Source organism: Bacillus sp. M13(2017) (genome assembly GCF_002218325.1).
GTDB classification, from domain to species: Bacteria; Bacillota; Bacilli; order Bacillales; family Bacillaceae_G; genus Bacillus_A; species Bacillus_A thuringiensis_K.
This window is the reverse complement of sequence record NZ_KZ268500.1, coordinates 258112-275064: the sequence shown is the minus strand read 5'-3', so window position 1 is coordinate 275064 and position 16953 is coordinate 258112. Positions and strand designations below refer to the sequence as shown.

The following is a 16953-nucleotide window of genomic DNA, read 5'->3' as shown; positions in this document are numbered from 1 at the left end:
CTCTTCTATTAATCACGCTTATATTTTTTTAACACTTCTTCTAGTCGTTTTCGTTCATCTTCTAGCGTACTTGCATCTTTTTCTACACTTACATCTTTCTTCACTGTTTCTTTCTCTTGTTCTTTCGGCTCTTCTTCCTTAAGCCAATCTGGTACCATTTCTTTCCGCACCGTTTTCTTCACCGTACGGCCTTTTTTCTTCGTCTCAGCCCACTCTTGATATTGACGGTTCTCTTCTTTCGCTAACGCCATCGCTTCCGCTACTGTCCCGACCTTTTTACGTGCCCAATGCCCAGCAATCTTCTCGACATACGTTTTCGCAAGTTTCATATCTGAGCGTAGCATAACGTAATAAATAAGTACATTCACAACTCCTGGTGTCAATTTTTGATTAATCATGACATCTTCAACGATCTGCAAATCCGCTTTCGTTGCCTCTGCACCACCAGAAATCTCTTTCAATAGTTGTTTTGGCGAGATTTCCTCTAGCTGCTTTATTAGCATCTCCTCTTGCGATGAAGGCTCTTTCTCTTTCATCGTACGTGCAGCATGAGGCTGTACTCTTTCACTTAATACCGGTAATGCTTGACCATTTTCAAATTGATACCAATCGCGCGCTCCTTTTCTAAGCCTTTCCATATCAATTGTTTGCATCTCTGTCACTGCACCAAGAACGATATTTTGCATCGATAACACATCTACACCATACACGTAAGCAAGTGTTATAACGCAGTCTCTCACTTGATCTGTAATCGCCTTTTTAGGAACAAGAGCGGACAATCCATCTACAAATAAAGAGAAATCAAAGAAATCATTCCAAACTTTCGGAGCGTCTCCCTTCTCGTTACTTGGCATAGTTGTCGTTTTTGGAATACGAAGGTCTTCTTGCGCATGCTCAAGCTGTCCTGGATTAAACGAACCAAACACATCATTGAAAGAACGCGTAACATTTTCATAAGAAGCAAAATCAAATTCTTCTTCTAAGAAATATTGCTTTACTTGATTATATTTTGTCCGGCTCAATCGATTATATAAAAAGATACTTAAAACAATATCATCAAAAAACTGCTTCGGAGATAAAGGTGGTTGCAACTCATATATGAACATTCGAATATCTTTTTCTTTCTTAATATAAACCTTCAATAGCCCAATTGCCTCTAACTTTACTCGTTCCTCATATATTTCAGGAAGTTGCATTTGCATAGTCACCATAAGGGAATGATGCGTATTCTCTTTTCCAAATACACGATCTTGCTCTAGCTCTCCCCATAGTGTCATGTATAAGCTAAAAGCTCTACTACCTATTAACGGCTGATACAACATCGTTAACACTTTTCGGTCGTAATTGTGCAGTAGCCCTTTCGCACTTACTTTATAACGATCAATCGGCAATAGCTCCATCCATGACTGTTTTTCCATTCTTGCTTTTCCTTTCTCTCATCCAATCTATCCTCTACTTCATTCGTTCTATCTTCATTATATAAATTCTTAGTGAAAAAGAGCTATTAGCTTGCGCTTCTAGCTCTCTTATCCTATTACTTACGGTATGTAAAGAGAATAAAATACAACTTCTACTCTCTTTCTTTTTGCAGTATATCTTTTAATTCTTCAATAAATACATTTAAATCTTTAAATTGACGATATACAGAAGCAAAACGTACGTAAGCAACATCATCAATATCGCGCAGTTCTTCCATAACAATTTCACCAATCATATCACTTTTCACTTCTGATATACCTAAATTACGCAGTTCACGTTCCACGCTTTGTGTTACTTCTTCTAATTGTCTTAAAGATACTGGTCTTTTTTCACACGCTTTAATTAAACCGCGTAAAATCTTTTCTTTATTAAACTCTTCTCGTGTGCCTTCTTTTTTTACAACGATAAGAGGTGACTCTTCTACCCTTTCAAAGGTCGTAAAGCGACTTAAGCAGCTTTCACACTCTCTCCTTCTTCGAATAGAGCGCCCCTCGTCTACCGGACGCGAATCTAACACTCTTGTACCATTATGAGAACAGGATGGACAACGCAATTCATTCACTCCTTTACACTATACTCTTTATTTTTCTCTACTCACTTCACCTAAAATATATATACAATATTATATAACTCATTCTAACTCTCTTACCACTTTAAGTTTCAGCGCATCATTTTATCATCTCATCCTTAAAAATAAGATGGTATATAGAGAGCACTACCTCATTTGCAAGAGTCCAATTTATTCAACTAACGATTACGTTATATTTTTCCTTTTTTATAAACTAAAAAAGAGGTGCATTATACACCTCTTTACATTTTAAATCAATTATGTTCTTTTTTAAAGAGCTTTTGTTTCTCTCTGCTTAATTTCGAAGCTACCAGTGCCTCGAGGAAGCTCGATGCTCTCACGCGTTTTCGCGTTTAAACCTTCTGCAATATATTCTGCAGCAACATTTGGATCAATACGATCCCCACAAGTATAAACATCAATACTCGCGTAACCGTGCTCCGGAAAGCTATGAATTGTTAAATGTGATTCTGAGATAATTACTACTCCACTTACACCTTGTGGTGCAAATTTATGGAAAGCAACCTCACGCACTTCAGCACCAGCTCTTAGTGCTGCATCCACAAATAATTGTTCAATATACGGCATGTCATTAAGCTTGTCGAAATCGCAATCCCAAAGTTCAGCGATCACGTGACGACCCATCGTATCCATAGTATCCATTCTACAGTTCCCCCTTGTAAATTTATTCTAACTGTTCGAATTGAAAACTAATTTGCAATTTGGCTTGCTCCACTACCACGGGGGAAAGTTAGTCCAGAGAGGTCCTAACCCTTTAAGTAGTGACTACGTACCTCAGCTCTTAAGTTTACGAGTGTTAGTATACTTTGTTTATTTTCATTTTGCAACAACAGTTTTTTCGATTTTCTGTCATATTTTCCTCTTTACTTTTCCCTAAAAAAAATAAACGATTCACAAATGCAGTAATCACAACGTTTCGTGGTATGTCCACTTTTTAAAATATACTCATATAATTTTTTTCCTTTTCAGAAAAAAATAAAAAAAGAGGGCAAATATTGCCTTGCCCTCTCCTCCCTTATTCACTTAAATGTGTTGCACATTTTCTTGTTTCGCTAACTCTTCAACAACTAACGTTACAAGATCTACAACACGACGAGAGTAGCCCCACTCGTTATCATACCAAGCAAGTACTTTCACTTTACGATCACCCATTACCATTGTAGATAAACCATCGATAATAGCTGAATGCGTATTTGTATTAAAGTCGATAGATACTAAAGGCTCTTCGCTGAATTCTACAATACCTTTTAAAGCACCGTTTGCAACAGTTTTGAATGCATCGTTAATAGCTTCAACTGTCACATCGCGTTTTACATCTACTACTAAGTCAACAAGAGACACGTTTGGTGTTGGTACACGAAGTGCCATACCATGAAGTTTTCCGTTTAAATGCGGAAGAACTTTTGCTAGCGCTTTCGCAGCACCTGTCGTTGTCGGAATGATTGATTGTCCGCAAGCACGTGCTCTTCTTAAATCTTTATGTGGGTTATCAATATTTTTTTGGTCATTTGTATAAGCGTGAACTGTCGTCATTAAACCGTTTTCAATTCCAAACTGCTCATCTAACACCTTCACAACAGGCGCTAAACAGTTTGTTGTACAAGATGCATTTGAAATAACAGTATGTTTTATAATATCTAATTGGTCTTCGTTCACACCAACTACAATTGTTACATCTTCATTTTTACCAGGCGCCGTTAAAATAACTTTTTTCGCTCCAGCTTCAACGTGAAGAATTGCTTTTTCTTTTGAATTAAATTTACCAGTTGCTTCAATTACAACTTCAACACCTAAATCTGTCCAAGGCAATTCCTTTGGATCGCGGTTGTTTAAAAGGCGAATCATTTTTCCATCAACTAATAAGTGATCTTCAAATGCTTCTACTGTTCCGTCAAACTTGCCATGAACTGTATCATATTTAATTAAGTGTGCTAACGTTTCAGATGGATAGCTTGCATTGATTGCTACAATTTCGAATGCGCTTTCTTTTATTGCTTGACGAAATACCATTCTCCCAATACGTCCAAATCCATTAATTGCCACACGAGTCATAATATGTTATCCCCCTTGAATGCGTTATACTATTTATCTCCAATCCCAATAATAGTATAACACAAAAAGGAGATATGTCACTAAGCATTTTCATTAATTTCACAATTTTTTAGTCAATAATGTTCCACTTCTTTAAAATTACCTGCAATTGTGTTTTCGTTCCCATAATTGTGCCATCATTATTTATCACTTCATCTGCATTTTTCACTTTTTCTTCTAACGGCATTTGAGATTGAATACGAACTGTTGCTTCTTCTTCTGAAAAGTTATTTCGTTTCATTAAACGCTCTAATTGCGTATGCGGCTTAACCGCTACAACTAAAATGCGGTCAACGAGACTTGTTAATTTACTTTCAAATAAGAGAGGAATATCTAACACAACCGCTTGCATACCTTCTTCTATGTACATTTCCTTTTTCCTATTCATTTCCTCACGCACTGCAGGATGAACAATTTTATTTAACTGCAATCGTTTTTCTTCATTATAGAAAACGACACTTCCTATTTTTGGACGATTTAGTTCTCCATCTTCTTGTAAAACTTCCGTTCCAAATACTTCTACTATTTTGTTATATGCTGGTTTTCCTCGCTCTACAACTTCTCGTGCAATAATATCTGCATCAATAACTGGTATACTGAGCTCGCGAAACATTTGAGATACTGTACTTTTTCCGCTTGCAATGCCTCCTGTTAATCCAATTACTACTGTCATCATAATCCTCCTCATAATAAAAGGCGCGAAACTAATGTTCCACGCCCATACTTACATTTTCCAAATTCCAATAATAATGAGTAATACTCCAGGCAGGAATGTAAATTTTTGTAACCACTTCATATTCGATAAAACCGTTCCAAGTTTCATTCCAATAAATAAAAACAAAGAACTCATAACTGCAACTAATATCGCCATCATAGCGGGTGCATACCCTAATAAAGATGCACCAATTCCGGCACCAAATGAGTCTACAGAAAGAGCGATACCAAGAAGCAATGCTTCTCCTGCAGAAATGGTGCCTGATTTATCAAAATCTGCTACAGTCGGTTTCCGTAAAATTTGAATCACTAGCCCTAGCGAGGCAATCTCTAATTTCCAGACCTTCTCCTCTTGCTTCGGTTCTTCTTTTTTCTCACTTCGAAAAAATTGATATAATACCCAAATCCCTATTCCAATAAGAACAAGCCCACCGATACGCGTTGCGATAACAGGTGAAAATACTTTCGCGATCATATGTCCAATTCCCATTGAAACAAGCATAACAGCCGCTGAACACATTCCGATAATTATTATTGATCTTAGTGGTATTCTTACGCTTCTTAAACCATATGTTAGCCCTACACTACAGCTGTCTAAGCTTAATGTAAAAGCTAATAAAATAAGAGATAAATAAAGGTACATCGGTAAGCTCCTCCCTTATACATAGCTCTGCTGTATGTATATGACAAATGCCTATCCGATGTTATCTCTTTTCTATATTCTAGGCTGACAAATCGGGCAGTAATGCGTTCCTCGCCCGCCAACAACTGTTTTTTCTAATATCGTGCCACAAGTTACGCACGGCTCTCCTTTTTTCCCATATACATTTAGGAGTTCTTGGAACGAACCAATTTGCCCTTGTGAGTTGATATACGTCCGAATTGTACTTCCGCCACGCTTTACTGCTTCACCTAGCGTGGTAACTGTAGCCTCATAAATTCGCTCAATTTCTTCTACTGTTAAAGACGAAGCTTCTCGTTCCGGATGAATTTGAGAACGGAATAAAACTTCATCTACATATATGTTTCCAAGCCCTACTAAAAGACGCTGGTCCAGTAGCACAACTTTTATTTTACGATTTGTCTTTTGCAATCTTTCTTGCAAATACTGCGGTGTCATTTCAGCATCAAATGGCTCCGGACCTAAGTCAGCAAGAGGCATTTGGTTCATTTCTTCACCTTTCTTAAAGAGATGCATCGTACCAAACTTTCTCACATCTTTATAATGTAATTCCGTTCCATCTGTAAATAAGAAACGGACGTGCGTATGTTTATCAATTGGCTCATCCTCTTGATGTAGTAAAAACTTACCTTCCATACGCAAATGTGAAACAATGACATAATTCGTTACATATAAAAGCAAAAACTTTCCTCTTCGCTTTATATTTTCAATCTTCTCGCCTTTTAGCGTTTCTTTAAAGATTTCTGCATCATCCGGTCTTTTCACTATTTTTGGATAAGTAACAATAACATCTTCAATCGTTTTTCCTGTTACAAGATTTTCAAGTGTCCGTCTGACGTTTTCAACCTCTGGTAATTCAGGCATTTCATCACTTCCTTATTTTGCGTCGTACCAAGTTGGACCGTAAGAATAATCAACTTTCAGCGGAACTGCAAGTTCAATTGCATGTTCCATTACTTCAGGTACAAGCTGCTCTAATTTTTGAATCTCTTCTTTTGGTGCTTCAAATATTAATTCATCGTGTACTTGCAGAAGAAGACGCGCTTGTAATCCTTCTTCTTCTAAACGATCTGCCATAATAATCATCGCTTTTTTAATAATATCTGCTGCAGTACCTTGAATTGGTGTATTCATCGCTGTACGTTCAGCGAAGCTACGCAAGTTGAAATTACGACTCGTAATTTCTGGAATATAACGGCGACGATTTAATAATGTAGCCACATATCCTTTTTGTTTCGCATCTTTTACGATGTCCTCCATGTATTCTTGTACACCAGGGAAACTTTCTAAATACTTTTCAATAAATTCCGCTGCTGCTTTTCTTGTAATTCCTAAGTTTTGCGAAAGACCATAATCACTAATACCATACACAATTCCGAAGTTAACAGCTTTCGCTTGTCGTCTCATATTTGAAGTTACTTCATCTTTTTCAACGCCAAATACATCCATAGCTGTTTTCGTATGAATATCCATGTCATGTTGGAACGCTTCAACTAGCCCTTTATCATTTGCAATATGAGCTAATACACGCAGTTCGATTTGTGAATAATCAGCTGCATACATAATCCATCCTTCTTCTGATGGAACAAATGCCTGACGAATCTTTCTTCCTTCTTCTAATCGAATCGGGATATTTTGCAAGTTCGGATCCGTTGAACTTAATCGACCTGTTTGCGTTAACACTTGATTAAAGCGCGTATGAATTTTAGATGAATCTTCATGTACAACTTTCAGTAAACCTTCAATGTAAGTTGAATTTAGCTTCCCTAATTGACGATAATGTAAAATATTTGGAATAATTTCATGGTGATTCATAAGCTTATCTAGTACATCAGCTGACGTAGAATAGCCTGTTTTCGTCTTTTTAATAACCGGTAAGTTTAAGTTCTCAAACAAAATAACACCAAGCTGTTTCGGTGAATTAATATTAAATTCTGTTCCCGCAAGCTTATAAATTTCCTGTTCCATTTCCTTTAATCTACCCGCAAGTTCTTCCCCCATATTACGAAGACGATCTGTATCAACTTTTACACCCTTTACTTCCATATCAGCTAATACACGTGCAAGCGGCAATTCTAACTCTGTAAACAGTTCATATTGCTCATTCTTCTTTAACTCTTCCACAAATGTTTGCTTTATATCATATAATACATGCACTTTACGAGCCACATGCTCCGCTACTACCTCTAACTCTGGAACAGCACGCTTCGCACCTTTTCCGTAAACTTCTTCATCTGATTTCACAGCATGCGTTTCTTTCATTTTCGCTACAGTACGGAAATCTTTATCTGTATCAGCCGGGTCAAGTAAATAAGCAGCGATTAATAGATCGAAGTCAATCCCTTGCATATCTATCCCATTCCATTTCAGTGCAACGATTGCACGCTTCGCATCAAATGTATGCTTTCTCATTTCTCCATCTGCAAGCCACTCTTTAAAAGCATCTGACTTAAGAGCAATGTCTGTCTGAATAAAGTAACATCCATTTTCATTTTGAATACCGAAACCTTGAATGTCTGCTTTATGATAATTATCTTCTTGTACTTCAACGATAAGCGCACTATCTTGCTGAAGCATTTCTTCTGTAACTTCTTCCACAATATCAAATGTAATATCATCTAATTCAGCTGGAGCTGTTTCTTCTGGCGTAACGCCTAATTTATTTAAAAGAGATGTAAATCCTAAACTCTCGAACATTGGAATGACATCACTTGCTTCATATCCTTTATACGCCATATCATCCACATGAACTGTAATCGGCGCATCTGTAATAATAGTTGCAAGATCCTTACTCATAAGAGCTTGTTCTTTATTTTCTTCCAGTTTTTCTTTTAATTTCTTCCCACTTACTTGATCTATATTTTCATACACCGCTTCAACCGTTCCAAACTGTGTTAACAATTTAATTGCCGTTTTTTCACCAACTCCTGGTACACCCGGTATATTATCTGACTGGTCTCCCATTAAACCTTTCATATCGATAATTTGCTTTGGTGATAAGCTGTATTTTTCAAATAAAGCTTCTTTCGTATATTCATCCACTTCTGTAATCCCTTTTCGCGGAATACATACAAGCGTGTTATCAGAAACGAGTTGAAGTAAATCTTTATCTCCTGAAATAACTTTTACACTTGCCCCTTGCTCACTCGCTTCTTTCGCTAACGTTCCCATGATGTCATCCGCTTCATAATTCTCTAATTCATAACGCGGTACATTGAACGCATCCAGCATCTCACGAATAAACGGGAACTGCTCTGATAATTCAGGTGGAGTCTTTTGACGTCCTCCTTTATACTCACTATACGTTTTATGACGGAACGTTGTTTTGCCTGCATCAAATGCCACTAACATATGAGTTGGCTTTTCTTCCTCTAATATTCTCATTAACATCATTGTAAAACCGTAAATTGCGTTCGTATGTATACCTTTGTCGTTATTTAAAAGCGGTAGTGCAAAGAAAGCACGATACGCGATATTATTACCATCTACTAATACGACTTTTTTTTCCAAAATTGAAACCTCCCCATACAAATTTGAAATGATTTTTTTCACAGAAAAAAACCGTTCCTTTCCTCTCTCTATATTAACATGACTAATAGAGAGAAGAAAAATAACGGCTATTTTCTTTCATATATAAAACAGACTTATATTGGCATAAAGGGAAGTGACGAGAACAGCTTAACTATTCTCGTCCAAAATTACTCCTTGGATGAAGGGGTTTTCATGTATTATATTAACAGAGCTTTATTAATATTTAATTAAGCCATTGTTAATATATTGTAAACATCCTTCATCCTATTTTTCAGTTGCTGATTTCGGTAAAACAACTGTAAACGTTGTCCCTTCTCCAACTTCACTATCTACTGTAATCGTACCTTGATGCGCCTCAACTAAATGCTTTACGATCGACAATCCAAGGCCGGTACCACCAGTATTTCTACTTCTTGCTTTATCCACCCGGTAGAAACGTTCAAAAATACGCGGAATTTCCTCTTTACTAATACCAATTCCAGTATCCGATACTTTTATATAAGCATTATATTTATCTTCCGCTAACTCTACTGAAACAACACCTCCAGCCGGTGTATATACGATTGCGTTATTAATTAAATTAATAAAGATTTGTTTCAAACGACTTGGATCTCCAATAACAGAGGCTCGTTTTAATACATTCACTTGTAAAGAGATTTCTTTCTCTCCCGCTTTATTATCAAGCACCATATGAATATCTTCAAGCAGCCCCTTCATGTCAACAGTTCCCATATTTAATTTAAATCCTTGTTGTTCGATCTTTGACAAATCTAATAAATCTTCTATTAATCCTTGCATGCGCTCACTTTCTTTTAAAATAATGTGCAAGAAATGTTCGCAGAATTTTTTATTATCCATCGCTCCGTCTAAGAGTGTTTCTGAAAAACCTTTAATAGAAGTAATCGGTGTCTTTAATTCATGAGAAACATTCGCTAAAAAGTCTTTTCTCATTTGTTCTAATTTCTTTAACTCTGTTATCTCATGGAATACGAGAACAATCCCTTTCCATTCATGGTTTGTCCCGATAATAGGCGCTCCATATACTTCGAAATGCTTCCGTTCAATTCCAAGTGGCAATAACATTTGTTTACGCACTTTCACTTCTGTCATAAAGATTTCTTCTACAAGCTCAATAATTTCTGTATGATGAAACGATTCATAATATAAGCGATCTAAATATTCTTCATCTGTTACGTGGAAGGTTTCCTTATAAGAGCGGTTTACAAGGTTTATATATCCTCGGCTATCAATTAAAATCATTCCGCTTCCCATATTTTCAATTAACGTATGCAGACGATCTTGCTGCATTTCTTGTTCAAGTGTCATCTCTTGTAAATTTCGAGCTAAAATATTAATCGCTTTACTCAGCATTCCTGTTTCATCCGAATGACTTTCGTATGCACGTGCTTTATAATTACCCTTTGCCAATTCAATTGCAACTTTCGTAACCGATTCAATTGGCCTAATATATTGCCCTGTAATTTTCATACCTAAAAATACAACTACGAGACAAGCAATGACAAATCCGATAATTAATAATCCCCACGTTTTTTGGTGAACATCTTTCAAAGGCTCAATTGTGCTTTTCACCAAAATGTATCCTTGTTTTCCTTCTACATCTTGAACGAACACCGCATGATAAAATTCATTCTTTCGATCCGTTTCTTTCGTAATCACTTTACTTCGTTGTTTTGCCACTTCCGAAGAAAGTTCTTTAATCGTCTCTGGACTAAATGTCAATTCTTGTCCTTTTCTATATTGAACTTTCTTTTTTTCATCCAAAAATACGATAGAAGCTGGTATTTTTTCTTCTATCTTTTCAAATACGTATGGATTCTTTAAGACATTATCAAAACCTTGCTCTTCTGCTAACGTCGCAACATACTCCGTCTCTTTTACCATTCTCTCTTTAGCATGATCTATATAGTAGTTTTCAAACACAGTTTCTAGTAATAAACCTAGTCCAACTAAAATAAATACAATAAGAGAAACAAATGTAAAAAGAAGCCTGGAACGAAATTTATTCATTCCCTTTTGGCTCCTCTAATTTATATCCTAAACCACGTATCGTTTTAATGTACGTCGGTTTTTTCGTATTTTGTTCAATTTTATCGCGCAAATGGCTAATATGAACATCAACAATTCGTGTATCACCAGCAAAATCGTAATTCCATACAGCACTTAATAATTGATCACGTGTCAACACGCGACTTTTATTTTTCGCAAGATACACAAGTAGTTCAAATTCTTTTGGTGTTAATTCAAGCTTTCTTCCTTGGAAATAAGCCTCATAAAACTCCGGTAAAATTTTAAGTTCTGCAATTGTGATGCTATCTTCATCTGGCGCTTCTGCAACTTGTTCTTCTTGTTGTAATTTCGTACGGCGCAAAATCGCCTTCACACGAGCAACAACTTCTCTTGGACTAAATGGCTTCGTCATATAATCATCTGCCCCAAGTTCAAGGCCTAGCACCTTATCAAACTCATCATCTTTTGCCGTTAACATTAAAATCGGCGTCATAACGCGCTGCAATCGTAATTCTTTACACACTTCCATACCATCCATTTTCGGAAGCATTAAATCTAATATAATTAAATCTGGGCGTTCTGTTGTCGCTTTTTGAAGCGCCATTTCTCCATCCATCGCTGTTATAACTTCAAACCCAGCTTGTTGTAAATTAAATTCAATTAAAGTTAAGATAAATTCCTCATCATCAACTACTAAAATACGATTGTTCATTCTTTTCCTCCAAGTTATAGACTTGAAACCTTCTTCATCCTAGTATTTTCCCCGTTATTCTCATCATACTAGAAAATAAGGTCCCTCTCAATATAATTGTCTATTCATGGAGATCGTTTGTGTAGAATTGAGAAAATAGACGTAATTACGCTTCACCTGCAACTACACAGGATTTTGCCAAACTTTATAGATTGCTCTCTCTTCTTTAAAGCTCACTTCCGTATGAACTATAAAATCTTGATTTTGTGCTAGAAAAAACGAAAGAGCATACGCTATTTTATAATCTGGTGTTTCATATCCATCAAATACTCTCCCGTACATTTCATTCGCAACCCCGTCTGCCCACACTTCAGCTTCTCTTACCGTTTCAAAGATCACACCTTCTCTTTTCCACCTCATCTTAAAGAATCACTCCTTCCATTGACTTAAATTATTAAATTATAATATAGTGAATATTGTTAATTTGATAATTCGAATATAAAAGATAAGGAGTTTCTATTATGCGACTATTACTACCTATTTTAACTTTAGTAGTAACATGTTTCCTTACTTTTAACGTACCGAGCTGGGATACGATTAAAACGGGGTGCTCAGAATTTTCTGAAGGGTTCAAAGAAGGATTCTTCAACTAAAAATAGCGCTATCATCCTTATTAAAGGTATGCTAGCGCTATTCATACTTTCTTCTTTTAAAAATTATCTAATGCTTTTTCCATAATAGAGACTGATTTAAAAGGTGGCGTTACTGTTAATGAACCTTTCACAACAGTTTCTCCTTTTTCATCATGAGCAGATACAAGCATATCAATTGTATGTTCCTCCTCAGAAACAGCCACAACTTCAAAGTGGATTTGTAACGTTTCATAATGGTGAACATGTTTCACGAATGTAAGGTCCTTTCTCGTAATATGACTTCCTGGACCCGGTAAATATTTCGTAACCGCCGTTGTAATCATTCCCGTTAGCATAATGCTTGGTACAATCGGCTTTTCATACGGAGTTTGGGATGCGTAATCATGCTGAATATATAATGGATTGGCATCATTCGTTAACCCTAAGTACAATAACAAATCTTTATCCTCAATTTTTTCAGTGATAGATAATTTCTCTCCTACTGTAATTTCATCCATTTTACGACCAATTTGAACTTTTTTCTTTAACATGTTACAACCCCCTCCGATTTTTTCACCTTATTATCCTACTAAAAGCGATACCTTATCCGAAATTTACTATGATGAGGGCAATGTATAGTATAAATCTACAGTTTCATTATAGGATATTACAAATGATAGCGTTTTCATATTATTTCAAAAAAACAATTCGGTAAATAGTAGAAAAAGATTCGGGATCCCGAATCTTTTTCACTACTATTCAATTATTAAACAAGAACTTTCATTACGTTACGTACAGATTCTACAGAGCGATCTAACGCTTCTTTTTCATCTGCAAGAAGTTCTAATTCAATAATTTTTTCAATTCCGTTACCACCTAGAATTACTGGTACCCCTAAGTAAAGGTCACTATAACCATACTCACCTTCAAGATACGCAATAGCTGGTAATACACGGCGTTGATCTTTTAAAATCGCTTCTGTCATTTCAACTAAAGAAGCTGCTGGTGCGTAATATGCACTACCGTTTCCTAATAAGCCTACAATCTCACCGCCACCTTTACGTGTACGTTCTACAATTGCTTCTAAACGCTCTTTCGGAATTAATGTTTCTAACGGAATACCGCCTGCATAAGAATAACGCACAAGAGGTACCATGTCGTCACCGTGTCCGCCAAGAACAAATCCTGTAATGTCTTTTACAGAAAGATTTAATTCTTGTGCGATGAATGTACGGAAACGAGCTGTATCTAATACACCCGATTGGCCGATTACACGCTCTTTCGGGAATCCTGCTTCTTTAAATACAGAATATGTCATTGCATCAACTGGATTTGTTAACACAACAATAATTGCATTTGGTGAATGTTTTGCAATGTCGCGCGTAATACTTTTCATAATTTTAGAGTTTGTTGCTACTAAGTCATCACGGCTCATACCAGGCTTACGTGCAATACCTGCTGTAATAACGACAACGTCAGAATCAGCAGTATCTGCGTAATCAGATGTTCCAATAATGTTAGCATCAAAACCTTGTACTGGGCTCGCTTCTAACATATCTAACGCTTTCCCTTTTGTTGGATTTTCCAGTTGTGGAATGTCCACTAATACAACATCTGCAAGTTCTTTTTGTGCTAATAAGAATGCCGTTGTTGCTCCTGTAAATCCCGCACCGATGACTGAAACCTTCTTGCGTTTGATTGTCATAATTTACCCCCCGCTTTAATTATGCGTTTTTGATTATCGCTACATCCATGTTTTTAATAAGTTCATTAGCGAACTCAGAACATTTCACTTCTGTTGCACCTTCCATTAAGCGTGCGAAATCATAAGTTACTACTTTTGAAGCAATTGTTTTCTCAACAGAAGCAGTTACTAATTTCGCAGCTTCGTTCCATCCTAAGTGTTCTAATAATAATACACCTGAAAGAAGAACAGAAGATGGGTTTACTTTATCTAAACCTGCATATTTTGGAGCTGTACCGTGTGTAGCTTCAAAGATAGCATGTCCAGTCACATAGTTAATGTTTGCACCAGGTGCAATACCAATTCCACCTACTTGTGCAGCAAGTGCATCAGAGATATAGTCACCATTTAAGTTCATTGTTGCAACAACATCGAACTCACGTGGACGAGTTAAAATTTGTTGTAAGAAGATGTCTGCAATAGAATCTTTTACGATGATTTTTCCAGCCACTTCAGCGTCTGCCATCGCTTTATTCGCTGCATCTTTACCATCTTTTTCAACAATACGATCGTATTCAGCCCAAGTAAATACTTTGTCGCCGAATTCTTGTTCCGCTACTTCGTAACCCCAGTTTTTGAAAGCACCTTCTGTAAATTTCATAATGTTTCCTTTATGAACTAATGTAACAGAAGAGCGTTTTTCGTTAATTGCATATTGAATTGCAGCACGAACAAGACGCTTTGTCCCTTCTTCTGAAATCGGCTTAATACCAATACCAGATGTTTCTGGGAAGCGGATTTTATTAACACCCATTGCTTCTTTTAAGAAAGCAAGAACTTTTTCTGCTTCTGGAGATCCTTGTGCATATTCAATTCCAGCATAAATGTCTTCTGTATTTTCACGGAAAATAACCATATCAGTATCTTCCGGACGTTTTACAGGTGAAGGAACACCTTCAAAATAACGAACTGGACGTAGACATACATATAAATCTAATTCTTGACGAAGTGCTACGTTTAGAGAACGAATACCACCGCCAACTGGAGTTGTAAGTGGACCTTTAATCGCGATTAAATATTCACGAATTAAGTTTAAAGTTTCTTCTGGTAACCACTCGCCTGTTTGGTTGAATGCTTTTTCCCCTGCAAGCACTTCTTTCCAAACGATTTTCTTCTCACCATCATAAGCTTTTTCAACTGCTGCTTCTAGTACGCGAGATGCAGCTGCCCAAATATCAGGACCAATTCCATCTCCCTCGATAAATGGAATAATCGGATTGTTTGGTACATTCATAACACCATTAGTTACAGTAATTTTTTCACCTGTCGTCAATGTGATAACCCCCATGTTTGAAATTTCATATGTATGAAACTGAGGGAATAACCCCTCAGTTCAAACCGTTAGTCAAATTAAAATATTCTAATCATTACATCTTTCCGAAAAAATCAGACTTTTGAAAGCGTATTTTCACTATCAAAATAGTGTTATTCGCTTATCGTTGTGCAATTGGAACATACACTTGATGCGTTGGTCCATTATAATCAGCACGCGGACGAATTAAACGGTTGTTTTCATATTGTTCTAGAATATGAGCTAACCAGCCTGACATACGGCTAATTGCAAAAATAGGTGTAAATAAGTCATGGTCAATTCCTAAACAATGGTATACAGAAGCTGAATAGAAATCAACATTTGGTGGAAGACCTTTTTCTTTTGTTACAATGTCTTCAATTTTGATAGACATATTATACCATTTCTCTTCTCCTAAAAGCACGCATAATCTCTTAGACATTTCACGTAAGTGTTTTGCACGTGGATCACCCTGCTCATACACACGGTGGCCAAAGCCCATGATTTTCACTTTATTTTGAAGAGCATTATGAATATATGGCTCTACATTTTCTTCTTCACCAATTTCAGTTAACATCTTCATTACATTTTCATTTGCCCCACCGTGAAGAGGACCTTTTAATGCACCGATTGCTGCTGTAATACCAGAATATACATCTGAAAGTGTAGCTACGCAAACACGTGCAGTAAATGTAGAAGCGTTTAACTCATGGTCTGCATGAAGTACAAGCGCCTTATCAAAAGCTTCAATTTCAACTTCATTTGGCTCGCGATCATTTAACATGTACAAGAAGTTTGCAGCTAATGATAAATCCTTTCTTGGCTCAACAATATCTAAACCTTTACGGATTCTCGCGTAAGCAGCAACTAAAGTTCCCACTTGAGCCTGTAATTTAACCGCTTTCAAATAATTAGACTTTTCATCCATAATTTCAGCGCTCTCATCGTATAATGATAGCATGGAAATTGCAGTTCGTAAAACAGACATCGGATGTGCAACTTTTAAATCTACTTGTTTTAAATATGTTAAAATCTCACCTGGAACTTTATAGTATTCAGATACAATTTCATTAAATTCCGCTAGTTCTTTTTCATTAGGAAGCTTGCGGTGCCATAATAAGTACACTACTTCTTCAAACGTAGCATTCTCAGCTAAATCATCAATATTATACCCAACATAAGTTAATGTATCATCAATAATAGAGCTCACAGATGATGTTGTTGCTACTACCCCTTCTAAACCTCGAATAACAGTCATGACATTCTCTCCTTTTCCTGAAAATTCTCCCAACCTTGCTCCTTATATCTATTTGCTCCCCCTATGAATTATGAACGCCCGTTCACTCTTTAGGCAAGCAAAATGCACGATCATGCAAATTTGTTGCGATGTTCCCCTCTTATTGTCCATTGTCTACATGGAAAGCATGAGCGTGAATGTCTCCCCGAATCCTCACGCTCAAAACAACAAGTTAGTGAGGAAA

Annotated in this window: 16 protein-coding genes; 1 reads left to right on the top strand and 15 read right to left on the bottom strand. The window is 36.6% G+C overall.

The annotated features are described in order from the left end of the window. Nucleotides 1-8: 8 nt before the first annotated feature. The 11 genes from CGQ22_RS01675 to CGQ22_RS01620 all read right to left on the bottom strand — a co-directional run bounded on the left by CGQ22_RS01675 (nucleotide 9) and on the right by CGQ22_RS01620 (nucleotide 12225). The gene (locus CGQ22_RS01675) at nucleotides 9-1418 is read right to left on the bottom strand and encodes a replication initiation and membrane attachment family protein (protein ID WP_000415027.1); all 1410 of its coding nucleotides are present in this window, start codon (nucleotides 1416-1418) and stop codon (nucleotides 9-11) included. A 152-nt stretch (nucleotides 1419-1570) separates the two neighbouring features. Beyond that, complete coding sequence (nrdR, locus tag CGQ22_RS01670; RefSeq protein ID WP_001203687.1) at nucleotides 1571-2032, bottom strand: transcriptional regulator NrdR; 462 nt, start codon at nucleotides 2030-2032, stop codon at nucleotides 1571-1573. A 285-nt stretch (nucleotides 2033-2317) separates the two neighbouring features. After that, nucleotides 2318-2701: an adenosylmethionine decarboxylase gene (speD, locus tag CGQ22_RS01665; RefSeq protein ID WP_002003660.1), complete on the bottom strand. Its 384-nt coding sequence runs from the start codon at nucleotides 2699-2701 to the stop codon at nucleotides 2318-2320. A 390-nt stretch (nucleotides 2702-3091) separates the two neighbouring features. Beyond that, nucleotides 3092-4120: a glyceraldehyde-3-phosphate dehydrogenase gene (locus CGQ22_RS01655; RefSeq protein WP_089148233.1), complete on the bottom strand. Its 1029-nt coding sequence runs from the start codon at nucleotides 4118-4120 to the stop codon at nucleotides 3092-3094. 109 nt (nucleotides 4121-4229) lie between these two features. After that, entirely contained in the window at nucleotides 4230-4832 is a 603-nt protein-coding gene (gene coaE, locus CGQ22_RS01650) for a dephospho-CoA kinase (protein WP_000219322.1), read from the bottom strand. A gap of 51 nt (nucleotides 4833-4883) precedes the next feature. Then, complete coding sequence (gene ytaF / locus CGQ22_RS01645) at nucleotides 4884-5516, bottom strand: sporulation membrane protein YtaF (protein WP_000281744.1); 633 nt, start codon at nucleotides 5514-5516, stop codon at nucleotides 4884-4886. A 72-nt stretch (nucleotides 5517-5588) separates the two neighbouring features. Next, complete coding sequence (gene mutM, locus CGQ22_RS01640) at nucleotides 5589-6419, bottom strand: DNA-formamidopyrimidine glycosylase (RefSeq protein ID WP_001114495.1); 831 nt, start codon at nucleotides 6417-6419, stop codon at nucleotides 5589-5591. Nucleotides 6420-6431: 12 nt separating this feature from the next. After that, nucleotides 6432-9065 (bottom strand): DNA polymerase I, encoded by a 2634-nt coding sequence (polA, locus tag CGQ22_RS01635; RefSeq protein WP_000412800.1) that lies wholly within the window; start codon nucleotides 9063-9065, stop codon nucleotides 6432-6434. 285 nt (nucleotides 9066-9350) lie between these two features. Further along, nucleotides 9351-11114 (bottom strand): sensory box histidine kinase PhoR, encoded by a 1764-nt coding sequence (gene phoR, locus CGQ22_RS01630; protein ID WP_089148232.1) that lies wholly within the window; start codon nucleotides 11112-11114, stop codon nucleotides 9351-9353. Continuing rightward, nucleotides 11107-11826, bottom strand: coding sequence for a two-component system response regulator PhoP (gene phoP, locus CGQ22_RS01625; RefSeq protein ID WP_001065220.1), 720 nt, complete (start codon nucleotides 11824-11826; stop codon nucleotides 11107-11109). The genes phoR and phoP overlap by 8 nt, the downstream gene beginning before the upstream one ends. Nucleotides 11827-11988: 162 nt before the next feature. Then, nucleotides 11989-12225 carry a hypothetical protein gene (locus CGQ22_RS01620; RefSeq protein ID WP_001267386.1) on the bottom strand — a complete coding sequence of 79 codons (237 nt, stop codon included), beginning with the start codon at nucleotides 12223-12225 and terminating at the stop codon, nucleotides 11989-11991. Nucleotides 12226-12326: 101 nt separating this feature from the next. Between CGQ22_RS01620 and CGQ22_RS32310 the strand changes: the two genes are divergently transcribed. After that, nucleotides 12327-12458: a hypothetical protein gene (locus tag CGQ22_RS32310; RefSeq protein ID WP_089148231.1), complete on the top strand. Its 132-nt coding sequence runs from the start codon at nucleotides 12327-12329 to the stop codon at nucleotides 12456-12458. A 56-nt stretch (nucleotides 12459-12514) separates the two neighbouring features. Here CGQ22_RS32310 and CGQ22_RS01610 read toward each other — a convergent pair whose 3' ends face one another. The 4 genes from CGQ22_RS01610 to citZ all read right to left on the bottom strand — a co-directional run bounded on the left by CGQ22_RS01610 (nucleotide 12515) and on the right by citZ (nucleotide 16763). Continuing rightward, nucleotides 12515-12988, bottom strand: a complete 474-nt coding sequence (locus CGQ22_RS01610) for a MaoC family dehydratase (protein ID WP_000914180.1) — start codon at nucleotides 12986-12988, stop codon at nucleotides 12515-12517. 215 nt (nucleotides 12989-13203) lie between these two features. After that, nucleotides 13204-14142 (bottom strand): malate dehydrogenase, encoded by a 939-nt coding sequence (gene mdh, locus CGQ22_RS01605; protein WP_000153232.1) that lies wholly within the window; start codon nucleotides 14140-14142, stop codon nucleotides 13204-13206. Nucleotides 14143-14161: 19 nt separating this feature from the next. Beyond that, the gene (gene icd, locus CGQ22_RS01600; RefSeq protein ID WP_000206898.1) at nucleotides 14162-15454 is read right to left on the bottom strand and encodes an NADP-dependent isocitrate dehydrogenase; all 1293 of its coding nucleotides are present in this window, start codon (nucleotides 15452-15454) and stop codon (nucleotides 14162-14164) included. A gap of 160 nt (nucleotides 15455-15614) precedes the next feature. Then, nucleotides 15615-16763: a citrate synthase gene (citZ, locus tag CGQ22_RS01595; protein ID WP_000503654.1), complete on the bottom strand. Its 1149-nt coding sequence runs from the start codon at nucleotides 16761-16763 to the stop codon at nucleotides 15615-15617. Nucleotides 16764-16953: the final 190 nt, after the last annotated feature.

Bases quoted from the DNA above. Each gene is read 5' to 3' on its own strand.
- CGQ22_RS01675 (WP_000415027.1), bottom strand. From the start codon at position 1,418: ATGGAAAAACAGTCATGGATGGAGCTATTGCCGATTGATCGTTATAAA.
- speD (WP_002003660.1), bottom strand. From the start codon at position 2,701: ATGGATACGATGGGTCGTCACGTGATCGCTGAACTTTGGGATTGCGAT.
- CGQ22_RS01655 (WP_089148233.1), bottom strand. From the start codon at position 4,120: ATGACTCGTGTGGCAATTAATGGATTTGGACGTATTGGGAGAATGGTA.
- coaE (WP_000219322.1), bottom strand. From the start codon at position 4,832: ATGACAGTAGTAATTGGATTAACAGGAGGCATTGCAAGCGGAAAAAGT.
- ytaF (WP_000281744.1), bottom strand. From the start codon at position 5,516: ATGTACCTTTATTTATCTCTTATTTTATTAGCTTTTACATTAAGCTTA.
- mutM (WP_001114495.1), bottom strand. From the start codon at position 6,419: ATGCCTGAATTACCAGAGGTTGAAAACGTCAGACGGACACTTGAAAAT.
- phoR (WP_089148232.1), bottom strand. From the start codon at position 11,114: ATGAATAAATTTCGTTCCAGGCTTCTTTTTACATTTGTTTCTCTTATT.
- phoP (WP_001065220.1), bottom strand. From the start codon at position 11,826: ATGAACAATCGTATTTTAGTAGTTGATGATGAGGAATTTATCTTAACT.
- CGQ22_RS01620 (WP_001267386.1), bottom strand. From the start codon at position 12,225: ATGAGGTGGAAAAGAGAAGGTGTGATCTTTGAAACGGTAAGAGAAGCT.
- CGQ22_RS32310 (WP_089148231.1), top strand. From the start codon at position 12,327: ATGCGACTATTACTACCTATTTTAACTTTAGTAGTAACATGTTTCCTT.
- CGQ22_RS01610 (WP_000914180.1), bottom strand. From the start codon at position 12,988: ATGTTAAAGAAAAAAGTTCAAATTGGTCGTAAAATGGATGAAATTACA.
- mdh (WP_000153232.1), bottom strand. From the start codon at position 14,142: ATGACAATCAAACGCAAGAAGGTTTCAGTCATCGGTGCGGGATTTACA.